The 15505-nt window shown below is 40.8% G+C and carries 20 protein-coding genes; 13 read left to right on the forward strand and 7 right to left on the reverse strand.

Annotated features, from left to right (window positions below; all coding sequences use genetic code 11):
• Nucleotides 1-6 precede the first annotated feature (6 nt).
• Genes rplB through rpsQ form a run of 7 tightly spaced genes read left to right on the forward strand, consistent with a single transcriptional unit; the run spans nt 7 to nt 3045 of the window.
• Nucleotides 7-831 carry a 50S ribosomal protein L2 gene (rplB, locus tag GARC_RS17115; protein ID WP_007622483.1) on the forward strand — a complete coding sequence of 275 codons (825 nt, stop codon included), beginning with the start codon at nt 7-9 and terminating at the stop codon, nt 829-831.
• Between the two features lie 15 nt (nt 832-846).
• On the forward strand, nt 847-1122 hold the full coding sequence (rpsS, locus tag GARC_RS17120; protein WP_014107406.1) for a 30S ribosomal protein S19: 276 nt from the start codon (nt 847-849) through the stop codon (nt 1120-1122).
• A gap of 10 nt (nt 1123-1132) precedes the next feature.
• Nucleotides 1133-1465, forward strand: coding sequence for a 50S ribosomal protein L22 (rplV, locus tag GARC_RS17125; RefSeq protein WP_007622489.1), 333 nt, complete (start codon nt 1133-1135; stop codon nt 1463-1465).
• A 9-nt stretch (nt 1466-1474) separates the two neighbouring features.
• Complete coding sequence (gene rpsC, locus GARC_RS17130; RefSeq protein ID WP_007622491.1) at nt 1475-2176, forward strand: 30S ribosomal protein S3; 702 nt, start codon at nt 1475-1477, stop codon at nt 2174-2176.
• A 2-nt stretch (nt 2177-2178) separates the two neighbouring features.
• The gene (gene rplP, locus GARC_RS17135; protein ID WP_007622493.1) at nt 2179-2589 is read left to right on the forward strand and encodes a 50S ribosomal protein L16; all 411 of its coding nucleotides are present in this window, start codon (nt 2179-2181) and stop codon (nt 2587-2589) included.
• Entirely contained in the window at nt 2589-2792 is a 204-nt protein-coding gene (gene rpmC, locus GARC_RS17140; protein WP_007622494.1) for a 50S ribosomal protein L29, read from the forward strand. Before rplP ends, rpmC begins: the two co-directional genes overlap by 1 nt.
• 1 nt (nt 2793) lies before the next feature.
• Nucleotides 2794-3045 (forward strand): 30S ribosomal protein S17, encoded by a 252-nt coding sequence (gene rpsQ / locus GARC_RS17145; RefSeq protein ID WP_007622496.1) that lies wholly within the window; start codon nt 2794-2796, stop codon nt 3043-3045.
• Nucleotides 3046-3198: 153 nt separating this feature from the next.
• On the opposite strand, the gene GARC_RS17150 is transcribed toward rpsQ, so the two are convergent.
• The 4 genes from GARC_RS17150 to argR all read right to left on the reverse strand — a co-directional run bounded on the left by GARC_RS17150 (nt 3199) and on the right by argR (nt 6292).
• On the reverse strand, nt 3199-3576 hold the full coding sequence (locus GARC_RS17150; RefSeq protein WP_226989207.1) for a hypothetical protein: 378 nt from the start codon (nt 3574-3576) through the stop codon (nt 3199-3201).
• The gene (locus GARC_RS17155; RefSeq protein ID WP_039989956.1) at nt 3573-5168 is read right to left on the reverse strand and encodes a S41 family peptidase; all 1596 of its coding nucleotides are present in this window, start codon (nt 5166-5168) and stop codon (nt 3573-3575) included. Before GARC_RS17155 ends, GARC_RS17150 begins: the two co-directional genes overlap by 4 nt.
• An 84-nt stretch (nt 5169-5252) precedes the next feature.
• Nucleotides 5253-5825, reverse strand: a complete 573-nt coding sequence (locus GARC_RS17160) for a paraquat-inducible protein A (protein ID WP_007622500.1) — start codon at nt 5823-5825, stop codon at nt 5253-5255.
• Nucleotides 5826-5827: 2 nt separating this feature from the next.
• Nucleotides 5828-6292 carry a transcriptional regulator ArgR gene (argR, locus tag GARC_RS17165; RefSeq protein WP_007622501.1) on the reverse strand — a complete coding sequence of 155 codons (465 nt, stop codon included), beginning with the start codon at nt 6290-6292 and terminating at the stop codon, nt 5828-5830.
• Nucleotides 6293-6707: 415 nt separating this feature from the next.
• Here argR and mdh point away from each other — a divergent pair, with 415 nt between their 5' ends.
• Together mdh and GARC_RS17175 are read left to right on the forward strand one after the other, a co-directional pair.
• Nucleotides 6708-7643 carry a malate dehydrogenase gene (gene mdh, locus GARC_RS17170; RefSeq protein ID WP_007622503.1) on the forward strand — a complete coding sequence of 312 codons (936 nt, stop codon included), beginning with the start codon at nt 6708-6710 and terminating at the stop codon, nt 7641-7643.
• Between the two features lie 544 nt (nt 7644-8187).
• Nucleotides 8188-8877 carry a choice-of-anchor E domain-containing protein gene (locus GARC_RS17175; protein ID WP_007622505.1) on the forward strand — a complete coding sequence of 230 codons (690 nt, stop codon included), beginning with the start codon at nt 8188-8190 and terminating at the stop codon, nt 8875-8877.
• A gap of 346 nt (nt 8878-9223) precedes the next feature.
• On the opposite strand, the gene GARC_RS17180 is transcribed toward GARC_RS17175, so the two are convergent.
• Both GARC_RS17180 and GARC_RS27410 read right to left on the reverse strand, forming a co-directional pair.
• Nucleotides 9224-9844, reverse strand: a complete 621-nt coding sequence (locus tag GARC_RS17180) for a DUF2726 domain-containing protein (RefSeq protein ID WP_007622507.1) — start codon at nt 9842-9844, stop codon at nt 9224-9226.
• A gap of 131 nt (nt 9845-9975) precedes the next feature.
• A complete protein-coding gene (locus GARC_RS27410; RefSeq protein ID WP_007622509.1) occupies nt 9976-10470 on the reverse strand; it encodes a hypothetical protein in 495 nt (164 codons plus the stop codon).
• Nucleotides 10471-10577: 107 nt separating this feature from the next.
• Between GARC_RS27410 and GARC_RS17190 the strand changes: the two genes are divergently transcribed.
• The 3 genes from GARC_RS17190 to GARC_RS17200 all read left to right on the forward strand — a co-directional run bounded on the left by GARC_RS17190 (nt 10578) and on the right by GARC_RS17200 (nt 12360).
• Nucleotides 10578-11105: a DUF2937 family protein gene (locus tag GARC_RS17190; protein ID WP_007622514.1), complete on the forward strand. Its 528-nt coding sequence runs from the start codon at nt 10578-10580 to the stop codon at nt 11103-11105.
• Complete coding sequence (locus GARC_RS17195; protein WP_007622515.1) at nt 11102-11410, forward strand: antibiotic biosynthesis monooxygenase family protein; 309 nt, start codon at nt 11102-11104, stop codon at nt 11408-11410. The genes GARC_RS17190 and GARC_RS17195 overlap by 4 nt, the downstream gene beginning before the upstream one ends.
• 302 nt (nt 11411-11712) lie before the next feature.
• Nucleotides 11713-12360 carry a DsbA family oxidoreductase gene (locus GARC_RS17200; RefSeq protein WP_007622518.1) on the forward strand — a complete coding sequence of 216 codons (648 nt, stop codon included), beginning with the start codon at nt 11713-11715 and terminating at the stop codon, nt 12358-12360.
• A gap of 162 nt (nt 12361-12522) precedes the next feature.
• On the opposite strand, the gene GARC_RS17205 is transcribed toward GARC_RS17200, so the two are convergent.
• Entirely contained in the window at nt 12523-14691 is a 2169-nt protein-coding gene (locus GARC_RS17205) for a M3 family metallopeptidase (protein WP_007622525.1), read from the reverse strand.
• A 235-nt stretch (nt 14692-14926) separates the two neighbouring features.
• Here GARC_RS17205 and GARC_RS17210 point away from each other — a divergent pair, with 235 nt between their 5' ends.
• Complete coding sequence (locus tag GARC_RS17210) at nt 14927-15496, forward strand: hypothetical protein (protein ID WP_007622529.1); 570 nt, start codon at nt 14927-14929, stop codon at nt 15494-15496.
• Nucleotides 15497-15505: the final 9 nt, after the last annotated feature.

Raw genomic sequence — 15505 nt, forward strand, 5'->3', positions numbered from 1 at the left:
TTAGATATGCCATTATTAAAAGCTAAACCGACTTCTCCTGGTCGTCGTCACGTAGTTCAGGTTGTTAACCATGATCTACACAAAGGCGCACCTTATGCTCCTTTGCTTGAAAAAAACAGCAAGTCTGGTGGTCGTAACAACAATGGTCGCATTACCGTGCGTCATATTGGTGGCGGTCACAAGCATCATTATCGTGTTATCGATTTTAAACGTAACAAAGATGGCATTCCAGCCAAAATTGAACGTTTAGAATATGATCCAAACCGTTCTGCAAACATCTGTTTGGTGTTATATGCAGATGGTGAGCGTCGTTATATTTTAGCGCCTAAAGGTGCTAAAGCAGGCGATGCAATCCAGTCAGGTTCTGATGCGCCGATTAAAGCAGGTAATACTTTGCCAATGCGTAACATTCCAGTAGGTACTACGGTACACGCTATTGAAATGAAGCCAGGTAAAGGTGCCCAAATTGCTCGTTCTGCAGGTACTTATGCACAGATCCTAGCGCGTGCCGAGGGTTATGTAACTCTTCGTCTACGTTCTGGTGAAGTTCGTCGAGTATTAGCAGATTGCCGTGCCACTATTGGCGAAATCGGTAATGCAGAACATATGCTACGTTCACTTGGTAAAGCCGGTGCGAACAGATGGCGCGGTATCCGCCCAACTGTACGTGGTGTTGCCATGAACCCTGTTGATCACCCACATGGTGGTGGTGAAGGTCGTACCTCTGGTGGCCGTCATCCTGTTTCACCTTGGGGCGTTCCAACTAAGGGCAAGAAAACACGTAGTAACAAGCGTACTGATAAATTAATCGTACGTCGTCGTAATAAGTAACAGCGAGGATTCACCATGCCACGTTCTCTCAAGAAGGGTCCTTTCATAGACCTACACTTGCTGAAGAAGGTTGAGGCTGCAGTGGAGAAAGGCGAGAAAAAACCAATAAAGACTTGGTCTCGTCGCTCTATGATCATCCCAGATATGATTGGGTTGACCATTGCAGTCCATAACGGTCGCCAACACGTTCCTGTATTTGTCAGTGACGAAATGGTCGGCCATAAATTGGGCGAATTTGCTCCAACGCGTACTTACCGTGGCCATGTCGCGGATAAGAAAGCCAAGAGATAGGAAATAGATTATGGAAGCTTTTGCTAAACATCGTCATGCTCGTACCTCTGCTCAGAAGGCTCGCTTGGTAGCAGATCAAATTCGTGGTTTACACGTTGAAAAAGCCCTTGAGGTGCTGTCTTACAGCCCTAAAAAAGGTGCCGATCTAGTCAAGAAAGTACTAGAGTCAGCGATTGCGAACGCCGAACATAACGAAGGTGCAGATATTGACGAATTGTTAGTATCTAAAATCTTTGTTGACGAAGGTCCAACTATGAAGCGTATCAAGCCTAGAGCCAAAGGCCGTGCTGATCGTATATTGAAGCGTAGCAGTCACATCACTGTTGTTGTGTCTGATAACTAGGAGAAAGTAATGGGACAGAAGGTACATCCTACAGGTATACGCCTGGGTATCAGCAAACCATGGACATCTACCTGGTACGCTAATACTGCAGATTATGCAGATAACCTGTTTAATGATCATCAGGTACGTCAGTATCTGACTAAGGCACTTAAAACTGCTTCACTTTCGAAAATCGTTATCGAACGTCCAGCGAAAAGCATTCGTGTGACTATTCACACTGCTCGCCCTGGTGTTGTTATCGGTAAAAAAGGTGAAGACGTTGAGAAGCTACGTAAGTATGTATCTAAGCTAGCCGGTGTGCCAGCTCAGATCAACATTGCTGAAGTACGCAAGCCAGAATTAGACGGACAACTTGTTGCAGATAGTATTGCTAGCCAATTAGAACGTCGCGTAATGTTTCGTCGTGCTATGAAGCGTGCAGTGCAAAATGCAATGCGAATTGGTGCTAAAGGTATCAAAGTTCAAGTAAGCGGCCGTTTAGGCGGAGCTGAAATTGCACGAGCCGAATGGTATCGTGAAGGTCGTGTTCCATTACACACTTTCCGTGCTGACATCGACTATGCAACGTCAGAAGCTGCTACAACTTACGGTATCATTGGCGTAAAAGTATGGATCTTCAAAGGTGAAGTATTAGGTGGCATGCCACTTACTCACGAGCAGCCCGCTGCCGCACCTAAGAAGAAAGGCCGTGCTCCTAAGCGTGAGGGCTAATTATGTTACAACCTAAACGTATGAAGTTTCGTAAAATGCACAAAGGTCGCAACCGTGGTTTAGCCTCGGGTGACAGTGTAAGTTTCGGAACTTACGGACTTAAATCCGTAGGACGTGGTCGAATGACTGCGCGCCAAATCGAAGCAGCTCGTCGTGCAATGACACGTGCCGTTAAACGTCAAGGTAAAATTTGGATACGAGTTTTCCCTGACAAGCCAATTACTGAGAAGCCTCTAGAAGTGCGTCAAGGTAAAGGTAAAGGTAACGTTGAATACTGGGTATGCCAAATTCAGCCAGGTCGTGTTTTATACGAAATGGAAGGTGTTCCAGAAGAAGTAGCACGCGAAGCGTTTGCATTGGCAGCTTCAAAACTGCCCTTTAAAACAACTTTCGTAACTCGGACGGTGATGTAATGAAAGCCACAGAACTGAAAGAAAAGAGCGTAGAAGAATTGAACGCAGAGCTACTTAGCTTGCTTCGTGAACAATTCAACTTGCGTATGCAAGCGAGCACAGGTCAGCTTGAAAAAACTGACGGTCTTCGTAAAGTGCGTCGCACTATCGCGCGTGTTAAAACCATTCTGACTGAAAAGTCTGCAGCCCCAGTAGGAGCGTAAGATGACTGAACAAACATTTCGTACAGTACAAGGTCGTGTGGTTAGCAACAAAATGGAGAAATCCATCACTGTTGCAGTAGAACGTAAAGTGAAGCACCCAATTTATGGGAAATTCATCAAACGCACTACTAAGCTACACGCACATGACGAAACTAACCAATGTAATCAAGGTGACGTAGTAACAATACGTGAATGTCGTCCTTTATCTAAGTCCAAAAACTGGACGTTAGTGGAAGTTATTACTAAAGCATAATTGTTTTAGTAAAAAAATCGAAATGGCGCTACCCGCAAGGTTAGCGCCTTTTTTTTGCCATTTTTTAAGTGTTTTATACCAAACAATACAGGGATAGGGTTTATTTTCGAAATTGTGTCAGGTGTGATGCTTATACCAAACTCAGGTTACTTATTAAAGTTCCGGGGGCTCGCAGCTGATGTTGACCAGGAGTTTGGTAGTTCCACTTTGGTCATGCCTCACATAACAGTTGCTATCTCTTGAGAGTAATGAAAATGTGTCTGCTTGGTCTACTTCTCGTCCATTAAGAAGCTTGCCTCGGCTATCTTTAGACTGAATACGCTCAATAATGACAGTACTTTGTTCAGTAAATGCATTATCCGCGAGCTTTATGGGTTGGCTATTCAGTAACTCACCTATCGCGTTTTCTATTATCTTTCGACTTTCTGCTGAGGGCTGTGTTAACAATGCCTCAGCAGGTGGCAAAGGTAGGGGGGCTAAGCAACTACTCAAGATAAAGAGGGCAATAATGATAAGCAGTGTTTCTCTCATAACGTTGAGGGCTCATTGATAGGCGTTAAAATCTTTATCGAGTCTAAGATGGTATTAGGTGTTTTGATGGCAATACCTGTGCCTTGGGTCTTCACCATTTTACTCGCAGATTTATTTTGAACTGGGCATAAACCGGTTTCGGCATAACTAATCGCCGCCGCTAACAGGGACTCATCTTCATTACCTAGGACGTGAGTGAAGTCATCGTTTATTGTGCAACCTACTAGTTGATCATCAAATACTGGGCTGATGACAGGTGAAAATCCGTCAGAGTACTCCCCAAAACCTTTGGCATTTACACCTTGAAATTGAATGGTGAAATAAGTGGTACTGCAATTATCTGTTGCGTAAAAACCAAATGGTTTGCCACAGGTGGTATCGCCAATTAATACGACTTCAACATCAATTCCACTTAGGCCATTAATTACCGCCTCGCTAGCTGAACAGGTATTGTCTGTTGCCAGAATAAACACTCGGGTCAAAGCAACAGATGGTAAGTTATTATCTGTAAGCGTGTTGGTAGTCCAGTTAATTTCGTTGCTGTAAAAGGGAGTTGGTTGCAGCGTGTTACCTGTTACTGGATCGTTATTAGGATATTTATCATTGAATTGTAGTGTTTCAAAAATTTGATTATTAGTTTGTCCGCTCCCTGCAACCATATAAGCGACTTGTGAGGCCATAGCTAACAAACCGCCACCGTTATAACGTAGGTCGATAACTAGTTCAGTGATACCTTGGTCAACAAATTCTTGAAAAGCAGTAATTAACCCTGCTTGCCCGGCTCTAATAAAGGAATTGAATTGCATGTAGCCCATTTTTCCAGCGGCCGTGTCTATTATTTTTACGTTTTGTACCGGCTGTAACTCAATATTGGCGGATGTTAGGTTAGTTTCTAACAACACTTTTCCAGCATTATCAGTAAATACAAAATTGAAGGTCTGCCCCGGATCTGTTGGGTTTAATGCAGCATTAATTTTGTCCACCTCGGTCTGAGAAGTTGCATTTTTAAAATCAATACCATCAATTTTTTTTAATTCGTATCCTCTACTAACACTGGCGATGGCGGCAGGTGAGCTTGGTTCGGTGTAACGCACAATCAAACGTCTAGGAGAGCTGGAACTCACATATTCCCAACTGATGCCATAACCAGAGGACACGCCACTTTGAGTGCGTTGATTGTACTCTTCGGTTGATTGAGTAAAATGAAAGTTATCTTTAAAGGAACCTGATGCAGTGAGCTCATTGGTTTTTAGTTGGCTAAAATAATCAGCCACAGAAAAAAGTGCGGGGTTGTTGTCATCTACTTCGCGGTACCAAAGATATGTATCGTTAGTCCAAGAGCGTAGCCACATTTTTTCATGCATGATGGTGCCTTGAGCATCCAAAAATGAATCGCCATTACTATCTGGAGCTACTCGTGGAACTGCACAAAGATTTTTGTAAATTGAATCATCTGAAAATTGCCCTGCTATCCATTTAGGCTCGTTAATACTAGGTTTTGGGGGCACAAGTGATGGCTTCGAGCTCCCCCCGCATGCATAAAATATTAGGCTGATAACTATAATGACAGCTGATAATAGTTTGTGATTCATAAATACATTTCTTATTTTCGACCTGATTTAATAGCAGTTAGTGTTTTTTTAAGAGCATTTAGGAAGATGATAACCAAGTCTGGCTTAAGTTGCATACTTAGATTTAATAGCAGAACTTGCAAACTGAGTACCAATCAAAGACAGCACACAGTAGGCTGTGAAGTAATAAAACCCCTCACCAGCAGCAGACAAGGTTTGAGTGCTGATATCTATAGCAACCTTAAAGCCAAACACACTGAATTGTTCAGATGTAGTGGTATCTGCATGGTTGGTAGACATAATCGCCAGGAAAATAGCGATGACAAACACGTCTGCCATCGACCACTTGCCTATGGCGCTCACAAAGTTGATCAGTCTTTTTTCAACTTGTAGTGATTTAGTAAAGTAGCCGAAACAGAGCAGTACTGTTTTTACCAGAGGTATACACACTGAAAATGCAAATATTAGCGCTGCAACTAATAATCGTTGGTCTTTCCATAGTTCACTAATAGTAGCCATAATTGATAATTCTTTATCTATTAGCGACGAAGTTAGGGCGGAGCCACTAAGATTGGCTGCCATTTCCATATTAAAGGAAAACATAGTCAGTAGTATGCCGGGGAAAAATAGCCCTAATGCAATAATGTTAAAGGCAAAGCCAAGGTGTTTTTTATACATTTTCAAACGTTTTCAAATAATGCTTCGACTCGCTTGCGAGTATCTTCGATAGTACTTATATCGGCAGGAGCGATAAAAATAGTGTCATCCCCCGCAATAGTGCCTAACACGCCATCTTTTTTGCCTAAAGAGTCTAATAGACGAGCAATTAACTGAGCTGCGCCCGGGCTAGTGCGAATAATCACCATCACATTATTGTGTACAATATCTAGAACAAGTTGTTTAAGGGGGCTCTTTGCAGTAGGCATACCCATTTCAGGGGGCAAACAGTAAACCATATCACCCCGAGCGTTGCGAGTTCGAACCGCGCCAAATTTACTTAACATCCGGGACACTTTGGATTGACTGATATTATCAAACTGCTGTGTTTTTAGCGCTTCGACTATATCGCCTTGGGATCCAAAACTTTCCGTTTTAAGAATGTTTTTAAATGCTTTTATCAATGCGTCTTGTTTAATGGTGGCCATAAGGGACTAGTTGCTGGAGTTGATAGTTGTATTTTGCCGTATTGCTTGGGTTTAAGCAATTTGCCTTTATACGGATTAGTATAACAACCCAACTCAATTGTTATGCACTTAGTGAGATGGATGGGTATTCATCAATAATGATGAATATATGATAAAACACAGTTGCCTATTAAATAGGGGAATACCCTAGTATAATCCCACAGTCTAAAATATTGACCAAGATTGTTATTTTATACTCAAAGCCATTTGAATTGCAGCTAGGCGGCAAAGGAACTTAGCCCCATGAACTTAGATATACTAAGTGATTGGGGAACGTGATAGCAGCCAACAACGCCGCAGTTTCAATGGGGAAGGGTATACAACCCATGTTAGTTTTGATTATTGCAAAGCAGAAAGCTTTTCACAGGAGAGAATCATGAAAATAGCCGTATTAGGTGCAGCCGGTGGTATCGGCCAAGCGTTATCATTATTATTAAAAACTCAATTGCCAGCTGGCTCAGAATTGAATTTGTATGATGTTGCTCCAGTGGTTCCGGGCGTAGCGGTCGATTTAAGTCACATACCTACTGATGTGAAAGTACTAGGTTTCGGGAAAGATGATTTAGCTGCTTGCTTAAGCGGTTGTGACATAGTGTTGATCCCAGCAGGTGTACCTCGTAAGCCAGGTATGGATCGTTCTGATTTGTTTAACATTAATGCTGGGATCGTTAGAAATTTAGTTGATGCCATTGCAGATAATTGTCCAGAAGCTTGTACTTGTATTATCACCAACCCTGTTAATACTACTGTTGCTATTGCAGCAGAAGCGTTAAAAGCTAAAGGTGTGTACAACAAGAATAAATTGTTCGGTGTTACTACCCTTGATGTTATACGTTCAGAAACCTTTGTGGGCAATCTAAAAGGATTAAACCCAGAGAACGTACATGTACCAGTAATTGGTGGGCACTCTGGCACCACAATATTGCCTCTTTTATCGCAAGTTAACGGTGTAGATTTCACTGATGAAGAAGTGGCAAGTTTAACTACTCGCATCCAAAATGCTGGCACTGAAGTAGTTGAAGCTAAGGCTGGTGGCGGTTCGGCTACACTTTCTATGGGTCAAGCTGCAGCAAGGTTTTGTTTATCTTTGGTTGATGCTATGCGCGGTGAAAACGTGGTTGAATATACTTACGTTGAAACTAATAGTGACGACGCAGCATTTTTTGCTCATCCGGTACGTTTAGGGAAAAACGGCGTAGAAGAAATTTTATCTTACGGCGAGTTGAGTGAATTTGAAGAAAACGCTAAAAACGCAATGTTAGATGGCTTACGTAGTGATATCGCTATGGGTGTTGCATTCGTTAAAGGTTAGTTTTTATTGAAGTGCTGATTACATTGACTTGTAATAAGTGAGCACTTACAAATACCTCTTAGAAATAACGCATTTACAGTAAAATTGATGCGCTACAAACTTTAAAGAGTTATCCAAGTTAACTGGGTAGCTCTTTTTTTTGAGCAATTTACTTGGGCGTATGGTTAGAGTATGAGTTACGTCAAACATAAAAATACAATTACATCCCCTATACAATCTTTCATCTAACTTGAATTGAAAAGGGCATTTTGTGATTACATTAGCAATAATTCACAAGCTAACAAGCAGGATGTTTGTTGCATTGTTATAGGTGTTGATAGTCTTTTATCCTTAAAAGGAGTGTCAGTAAATTTTACATACAATGTATATAATTATAAATAGTGTCAGTAAATTTTACATTATAGAAAAATTACTAAATTGTTAGGTTTTAACTGATTGATTAATATTGGTTTTATTATTTCGGCCTGTTTTTTGCTTATGCTGATGTGAAATAAAGAAAGCGCCAATATTGTCGTTGGAGTCTTATAGTATTAATGGATGAAAAATGAATATCAAAACACTTAATAAAATAATCGGTTCTGTACTGTTAACTGGCAGTCTAGCTATTGCCTCAAGCGCCCAGGCAACTGTCATCACAAGTTCTTTTACAAACGCTTTCGAAGTTACCGAAATCAACCAAACAGGGTCGTTAAGTCAGTTTGATAGTGCGCTAGGTACTCTAAACTCAGCTACTCTAACGTTAAGTGGAGAGTCTTTAAGTTCAACTGTGTTAACAAATAATGCGGCTAATCCGGCTAACTTTAGTTTTACTTCGGTACTTAACTTTTTCTTTGATGCAAGTTCTGTTGGCGTGACAACTCCAGTACCAGCTTTCGTAACACAATTGGCATCAACTGCTGGATTTGTAAATCTAGGTAGTGGCGCGTCACTAAATCTTGGCCCTGTCTCAGACATAGCTAGTTATTCAGTAACCTTAACTGGTGGTGATTTAACTGCTTTTGTTGGTACTGGCCTTTTTGATACGTCTTGTTCTACACTATCTGGTTCTACTTTTGTTGGCGGTGGCGCTAATATCAGTAATGACCAAACGACATCGGCATTCTGCTCAGCTAGTATCTCGTACGATTATACTGAAACCACTGCTACACCAGTATCTGCACCTGCATCTGCTTTATTGTTTGGAGCGGGTCTGTTGGGTTTGGCTGTTACAAGACGTAATAAAAAAACTAGCTAATAAGTAGCTAAATATAGATTGTCAATTATAGGCAATTATTAAGACCACCTTTACGGGTGGTTTTTTTTGTGTGAAAAACTGTTTTATTAAAAAATTCTAGATTTGTATTAATAAAGAAGAAGTATTACAAATGGTAACGTGTCATTAGCTAAGATATAGCAGGTTAAAACATAGGTTTAGTAGAATAAGGCAAGACTATAATTATTAGAGCGTTTGAGTAATTGTTTAGTGGGTTTAATTTAAATACATTTGGCAGGGTTTAGGTGGAACAGTTATTCTCAAAGGACAAACAAGCCATCTCAAACTTTTCTAATTAGTTCTTTTAAGATGGCTTTTACGTCGATTTCTATGCTGCAGCTACAGGTCGACTAGCTACAGTTTTATTAGTTTGAATAGGTCGTGTAGGTTTAGCTTGCCTAGCGAATTCTGCGGCCAATCGACCACCACTTTGAGGCACTGGTGCGTTCAGTAACTTCAACTTTGTTTTAGGTAGTTTAGCTTGGATACACTCTCTAATATCTTGTGCCTTGTAGCCAGATCGAACTTTTATCCTGACGTGAGGTATATGCGCTGCATCAAGGGCGCCGCTTACATAAAAGTCGCGCTGACTCTTGTAACCATCTTTGCCATTGTTATGAACTAAATCAATAGCCATGATAGGTGACATGTCTGCTTTGGAACAAAGCACAAAATCAAGATGTTTACTGCCTGCTCGTGAAGCTGCATTTTTACTGGTTTTTTTATCTGTTTTTTGATGAATAGTCAATATATCGCTCATCTTCACTCTGCATAAGATGCGAAATTCGTTTCCTACGGCTTCCTCGATAAGTCCTAAAAATGTACGTTCAACGGGTGTAAACAAGTTGCCTTTCTTTTTAAAAGGGAATGCCAAACTGGGCTCATATAGTTTCATTGCGCCTACAGCTACTATGATCAGTAACATCATCAATACAATTGCTAGTTCCATGGTATCTCCAAAAGCCAATGTCAGAAAATTGACTAGGTATTAGTCTATTTATGACTAAGCAAAGAAAGTGCCAATGGTGGGAAGAAAATGAGGCTTTTAACTTTTATTGAGGAAATAGCTTAAAACTAAGCTTAACCAGTTGATTTAACGAGTATGTCGATTTGACTACCTTGGCCATCTTTAGATATCACTATTACTTTTTGACCATTTGAATATTGCAGTACAATACGGCCTTTGAGCATTTTTTGATCTTCGGCTTGGCCTAGTTGGTTGATATAAAACTCTTTGGCACTTTGGGGGTCGCTGATCGTAAAATACGACATGCTGGCAGGTAGACCTTGTGCAAATAACTGACAAAATTTGGCATTAGGATATAAAGGTAAAGTGTAGAAATCCGTGGGGCAAGTTGGGCTGAGTGTTTCTGGTATTTTATCTAGTTCTGCTGGTTCTGGTTTTGATTCTTGAATGGATGTATCTGCGGTCACTGGCTCTTGGGCTTCCGTTTTTGTAACTTCTAGTTGAGTTTGCTGTGGCAGGGTATCTGCAACTTCGTAATCTTGAGCCTGCAATGAGATACTCGTCAATGCAGCCAACAAGACTGAAATTTTCAATTTAAAATTTAACAAACATATATCCCCTAGGTAGCGCTTTTGTTTACTATAGAAGTTCATCACCTTAGCGGCAAGGCAATTCAGGCGGACAAAGGTATGTTTGCCCGTGAATGAGTATAGAAATGATAAAATTTTGCATAGAATATTTACGACTTATACTGTTTTGCAGTGGTTTACTGATTGGCATTCAGGTCCCCGCCGTTGTTGATCAATATGAAAAACGCATAGATGCCCACCTAACAGAAGCACTACAGATTTTGGCAGGGTTTCAACAAACCGCTGATCGCTATTTTAATGGCAGTGTACAAAATCTTGTCAAGCATTATGAAAGCAGTGACGATCCTGTCTTTAACAATGATGCCCGTAACATTCGTTACATCTCTGACCGTGTCGCATCACTTCAGGCTGAGGCTCAGACTCTGCAACAAGCTGCTTTGTGGCGAGTACTTCATGTCATCACAGCAGCAGACAAACAAATTATTCAACAAACCATGGAGCAATATAGCTACATGATACTTATCGACCCTCAAGCGTTGATATGGGGAGTCATATGTGGTTTTTTAATTGCCATATTGTTGGAGGGAATACTGCATCTTTTAGGTTATTGTTTACTGTGTTTTACTCCCCATAAACATAGAAAAAATACATGATATTAGAACAAGCAGTATTAGATGTTATTCCAGGTAAACAGCAGGCGTTTGAACAAGCATTTCAACAAGCGCAAAAAATCATTTCTGCTTTGCCCGGCTACATTTGTCATGAATTACATAAGTGTATTGAAACTGATAATCGTTATTTGCTGTTGGTGCAATGGCAAACGCTAGAAGATCACAGCATTGGGTTTCGTCAATCCAGCGATTATAAAAAGTGGAAAGCTTTACTTCATTATTTCTACCAGCCATTTCCTGTAGTGGAGCATTATCAATCTCTAATACCATTCCGCATAAAGAAGTGACCACTCAGAAATCACCAGCCATTTTTGCACAAGGCGTCACTATGCAGGAATGGCAAGCCCTTTCAAATAGTGAGAACGAAGTGCAAGAATGGCTGGTGCTTTCCCTTTAGGGCGAGTTTTAAAAGGGCTTACTCTGCGTTGCTCGAATTCGCAATAGAATAACTATTACTTCATTCAAGCGCCTTGATTAAGCCCTTTTAAAATCTCGCTGAGAGGTCACTTATTTATGCGGATTGGTATAAGCTTGAAATAATAAATGTAAATTAACTGTCCTTTAAGGACTGACTCAAAAAAGGAAAGTTATGACTACTCAATTGAAAATCGACATTGTATCCGACGTATCTTGCCCTTGGTGTATTATTGGCTATCAAGCATTAAACCAAGCTTTAACCAATTTAGCTCCAGATATTCAAGCTGATATAACCTGGCAACCTTTTGAGCTCAATCCTCAGATGCCAAAAGAAGGGCAGGAAATTACCGAGCACATTACCCAGAAGTATGGCATCAGCGAGCAACAAGCTGAGCAAAACCGAGCCGCAATTAAAGAGCGTGGCCTTTCAGTAGGTTATGAATTTGGCAATCGTGGTGGCGGTCGAATTTACAATACTTTTGACGCACATCGTTTATTACATTGGGCCCATGAGTTTGGCAAACAAACTGAGTTAAAGTTGGCGTTGTTTGATTTGTATTTTCAGCAAAGTGGTAACCCTAGTGATCATCAGCAATTGTTAGCTGTTGTGGAAAGTCTTGGGTTAGATGTAGCACAAGCTAAGCAGATATTGGATTCAGATAAATACACGGCTGAAGTGAGAAAACTGCAACAACATTATCAAGCAGCCGGAGTGAGTTCGGTACCAGCGGTGATAGTGAATGACAAACATTTGATCAGTGGTGGTCAGCCTACTGAAGTATTTGAGCAGGCATTAAAACAAATTGCCGATGAAGCATGAGTATTTAACCAGAGTTCAGCTTATTTAAACTGAACTGAGGATGATGATTACAGGTTAATCTGTATGGACTCTTTATAATGTAGGGAGTCCATACTTCTCAAATATTCAACACTATTCAACACTATTTAACCTGAAATCGGGTTATGTATATAAATATGGGGTTTATTGGGTGACTGGAAAGCCCCTATCTCGCATCAGCGCTTCTACTTTAGCATCACGTCCTCTGAATAAACGATAAGCCTCAGCTGGATCCATAGCATTGCGGATCGAGAACAAGTGATCCACTAGTTTTTTACTGACGTCTTTATCGTAAAAACCACCGGGAGCTTCAGCAAAAGCTTCAGCAGCATCTGAGGTGAGTACTTCTGCCCACATATAACCATAATAGCCAGAGGAATACCCTTCACTTGAAAATACATGTCCAAACTGGGTACTGCGATGGCGCATTACCACTTCTTCTGGCATACCCAGCGCGGTTAATTGTTCTTTTTCAAAGGTCTGCGGTTCAATTTTGGCCGGATCCGTAGTGTGGTATAACAAGTCCATAATGGCTGACGCCATATATTCAGTGGTCTTAAAACCCTCGTTAAAAGTGGCGGCTTTTTTGATTTTAGCCACTAAATCAGCTGGTATCGGCTCACCTGTTTTGTAGTGCACTAAATAGTTATTTATCACTTCGTCTGTGGTTAACCAGCGTTCTAACAACTGAGATTGAAATTCGGTGTAATCTCGTACCCCAGAGTGTGAAGTCGGGTAAGCGACCGAGGCTGACAAAAAGTGCAAGGCATGCCCAAATTCGTGGAAATAGGTTTCTGCATCGTCCCAAGATATGAGTGTTGGCTTGCCTTGTGAACCTTTAACAAAATTAGAATTGTTAGAGGAAAGTACCGTCTTTTTACCATCAAAAGTGGTATGACTACGATAGGTGGTGGCCCATGCACCAGAACGTTTTCCTTTGCGACCAAATGGGTCTAAATACCAAAGGCCAATATGTTCGCCAGAAGTTTTATCTTTAACTTCCCACACTTTTACGTCTTCATGAAATACCGGTACTGAACCTTCTGGAACAGGAGTAAAATCAAAGTTAAACAAACGTCCCGCTACATAAAACATAGCTTCCCGTAACTTATCTAATTGTAGATATTGTTTTACTTCATCTGAATCTAGTGAGTATTTGTCTTTACGGACTTTTTCAGCGTAATAGCGATAATCCCAAGGTGCGATTTTAAATTTGGCTCCTTGTGCATCTACTATCGCTTGCATATCTGCCACTTCTTCATCCACACGTGCTATTGCTGCCGGCCAAACTTTTTTCATTAAGTCCATGGCATTTTCTGGGTTTTTCGCCATGCGATCTTCTAAACGCCACTGTGAATAGTTATCGTAACCAAGCAGTGCAACACGCTCATCACGTAAAGTGAGGATTTTTTTGATCAGTTCATTGTTATCAAACTCGTCACCGTTGTTAGCCCTGCTGTAGTAGGTTTTCCAAACCTTTTCTCTCAATTCTCTCTCGTCGGAGTAAGTTAAAAATGGGTCCATTGAAGAGCGAGAATTGGTAATGGCATATTGTCCTTCTTTACCAAGTCCCTTTGCAGCGTTTGCCGCAGCCGAAACCAATGACTCTGACAAACCCGATAATTGGTCGGTATTTAGAAATAACACATATTTTTCTTCGTCTGCCAAAATGTTGTTAGCAAACTGTGTTTGTAAACCGGCTACTTCTTGATTGATGGCAGCGTAACGGGCTTTAGCCTCGCCTTCTAGTGTTGCGCCGTTACGAGCAAAACTATTATAGGTTAACCATGTGACTCTTTGTTCTTCACTGGTTAAGGCTTTTAATTCTTCACTTTGGTAAACGGCTTTTACTTTAGCAAACAGTTTTTCGTTACCTGTGATAGTTGAATTAAAAGCAGAAATTTTTGGCACCATTTCTTTTTGGATATCTCGAAACTCAGGACTGTTTTTATTAGAACCCCAAATACCCCAATAGCTAAATACTCTGCTTAAATCGCTGCCGGCTTTTTCTAAAGCCACTATAGTGTTTTGAAAATTCGCAGGCTCTGGATTGTCTACTATTGTATCTATTTCTGCCAACTTCAGGGCCATACCTTTTTCTAGCGCCGCTTTAAGATCTGTTAAGGCCATCTTATCAAAAGCTGGAACACCGCCGTAAGGTCCAGCATATTCTGCTAATAAAGGATTTTGATGTTGTATTTTTACTTGAGTTGCTGATTTTGTTTCTTGGGTTTTCGTGGAGAGATTTTCGCTACATGCACTTAATGCCACTAATACCGCACTACTAACTAGCACTACTAGGTTTTTTTTCATAATTCCTTGCCTGATATTTTTTATTGTTTTGATTTAGTTCGTCAGAAAGTAATCTAACGAGGATGTGAGTGTAATGTTCTGGCATCAAAGTACAAGGGAGTAAGGGGGGAACTTTGAATTTCATAACCTGCTATTTTGGTATGATTTATCATACCGGAGTAGCCTTGGCTATACGGTAATTAGATGTGCATTGGTTACAGTGTGATGATGTTGAAACCCAAGTTGAGAGGCTGACATGAAATCAGTTCTACTAGCTGCATGTATACTGGTATCGAGTCATTGTGCTGCTAGTTCAGATGCACTTGCAACAACCATGAGCTGGTTGCAAACTTGGGCTCCACAAAATATCGAATTCAACCTAGCTAAGTCTGCAATAAAATTTACTGGCTGTAAGCAGAAAGAGTATTTAGCCGCTTTGACCCAACCTTTAACCGAAAACTTTGTACTTGAAGTGGGCTTAGGTTATGCCAAAGGTAAACATTCTTGGGGAGTGTTTAGTCAAAAAGTTTCAGTGAAAGAATTTTCATTTATCCCTAGATATCAAGTTAGTCATGGTTTTAGCATAGGTTTCGGCTTGATTGCTCAATCAAAAACTGAATTTAAAACCACTCAAGGGGTTGAGTTTGACTTACCCAAAAATACTGAGTGGTTGCTGAATGCTCGCACTGATGGTTTTGCTAATGAACATTATTGGGAATGGACGGCGTCCAGTCAAAAATGGAGCGCTTCAGATGACTTTGGTGGGGTATTTGAAAGCGGGGCAACCAACATCAAAATTGCTTTAAGTTACAACGGCTATTTTTAGCCCTGTATT

Source organism: Paraglaciecola arctica BSs20135 (assembly GCF_000314995.1).
In the GTDB taxonomy this organism is placed as follows: Bacteria; Pseudomonadota; Gammaproteobacteria; order Enterobacterales; family Alteromonadaceae; genus Paraglaciecola; species Paraglaciecola arctica.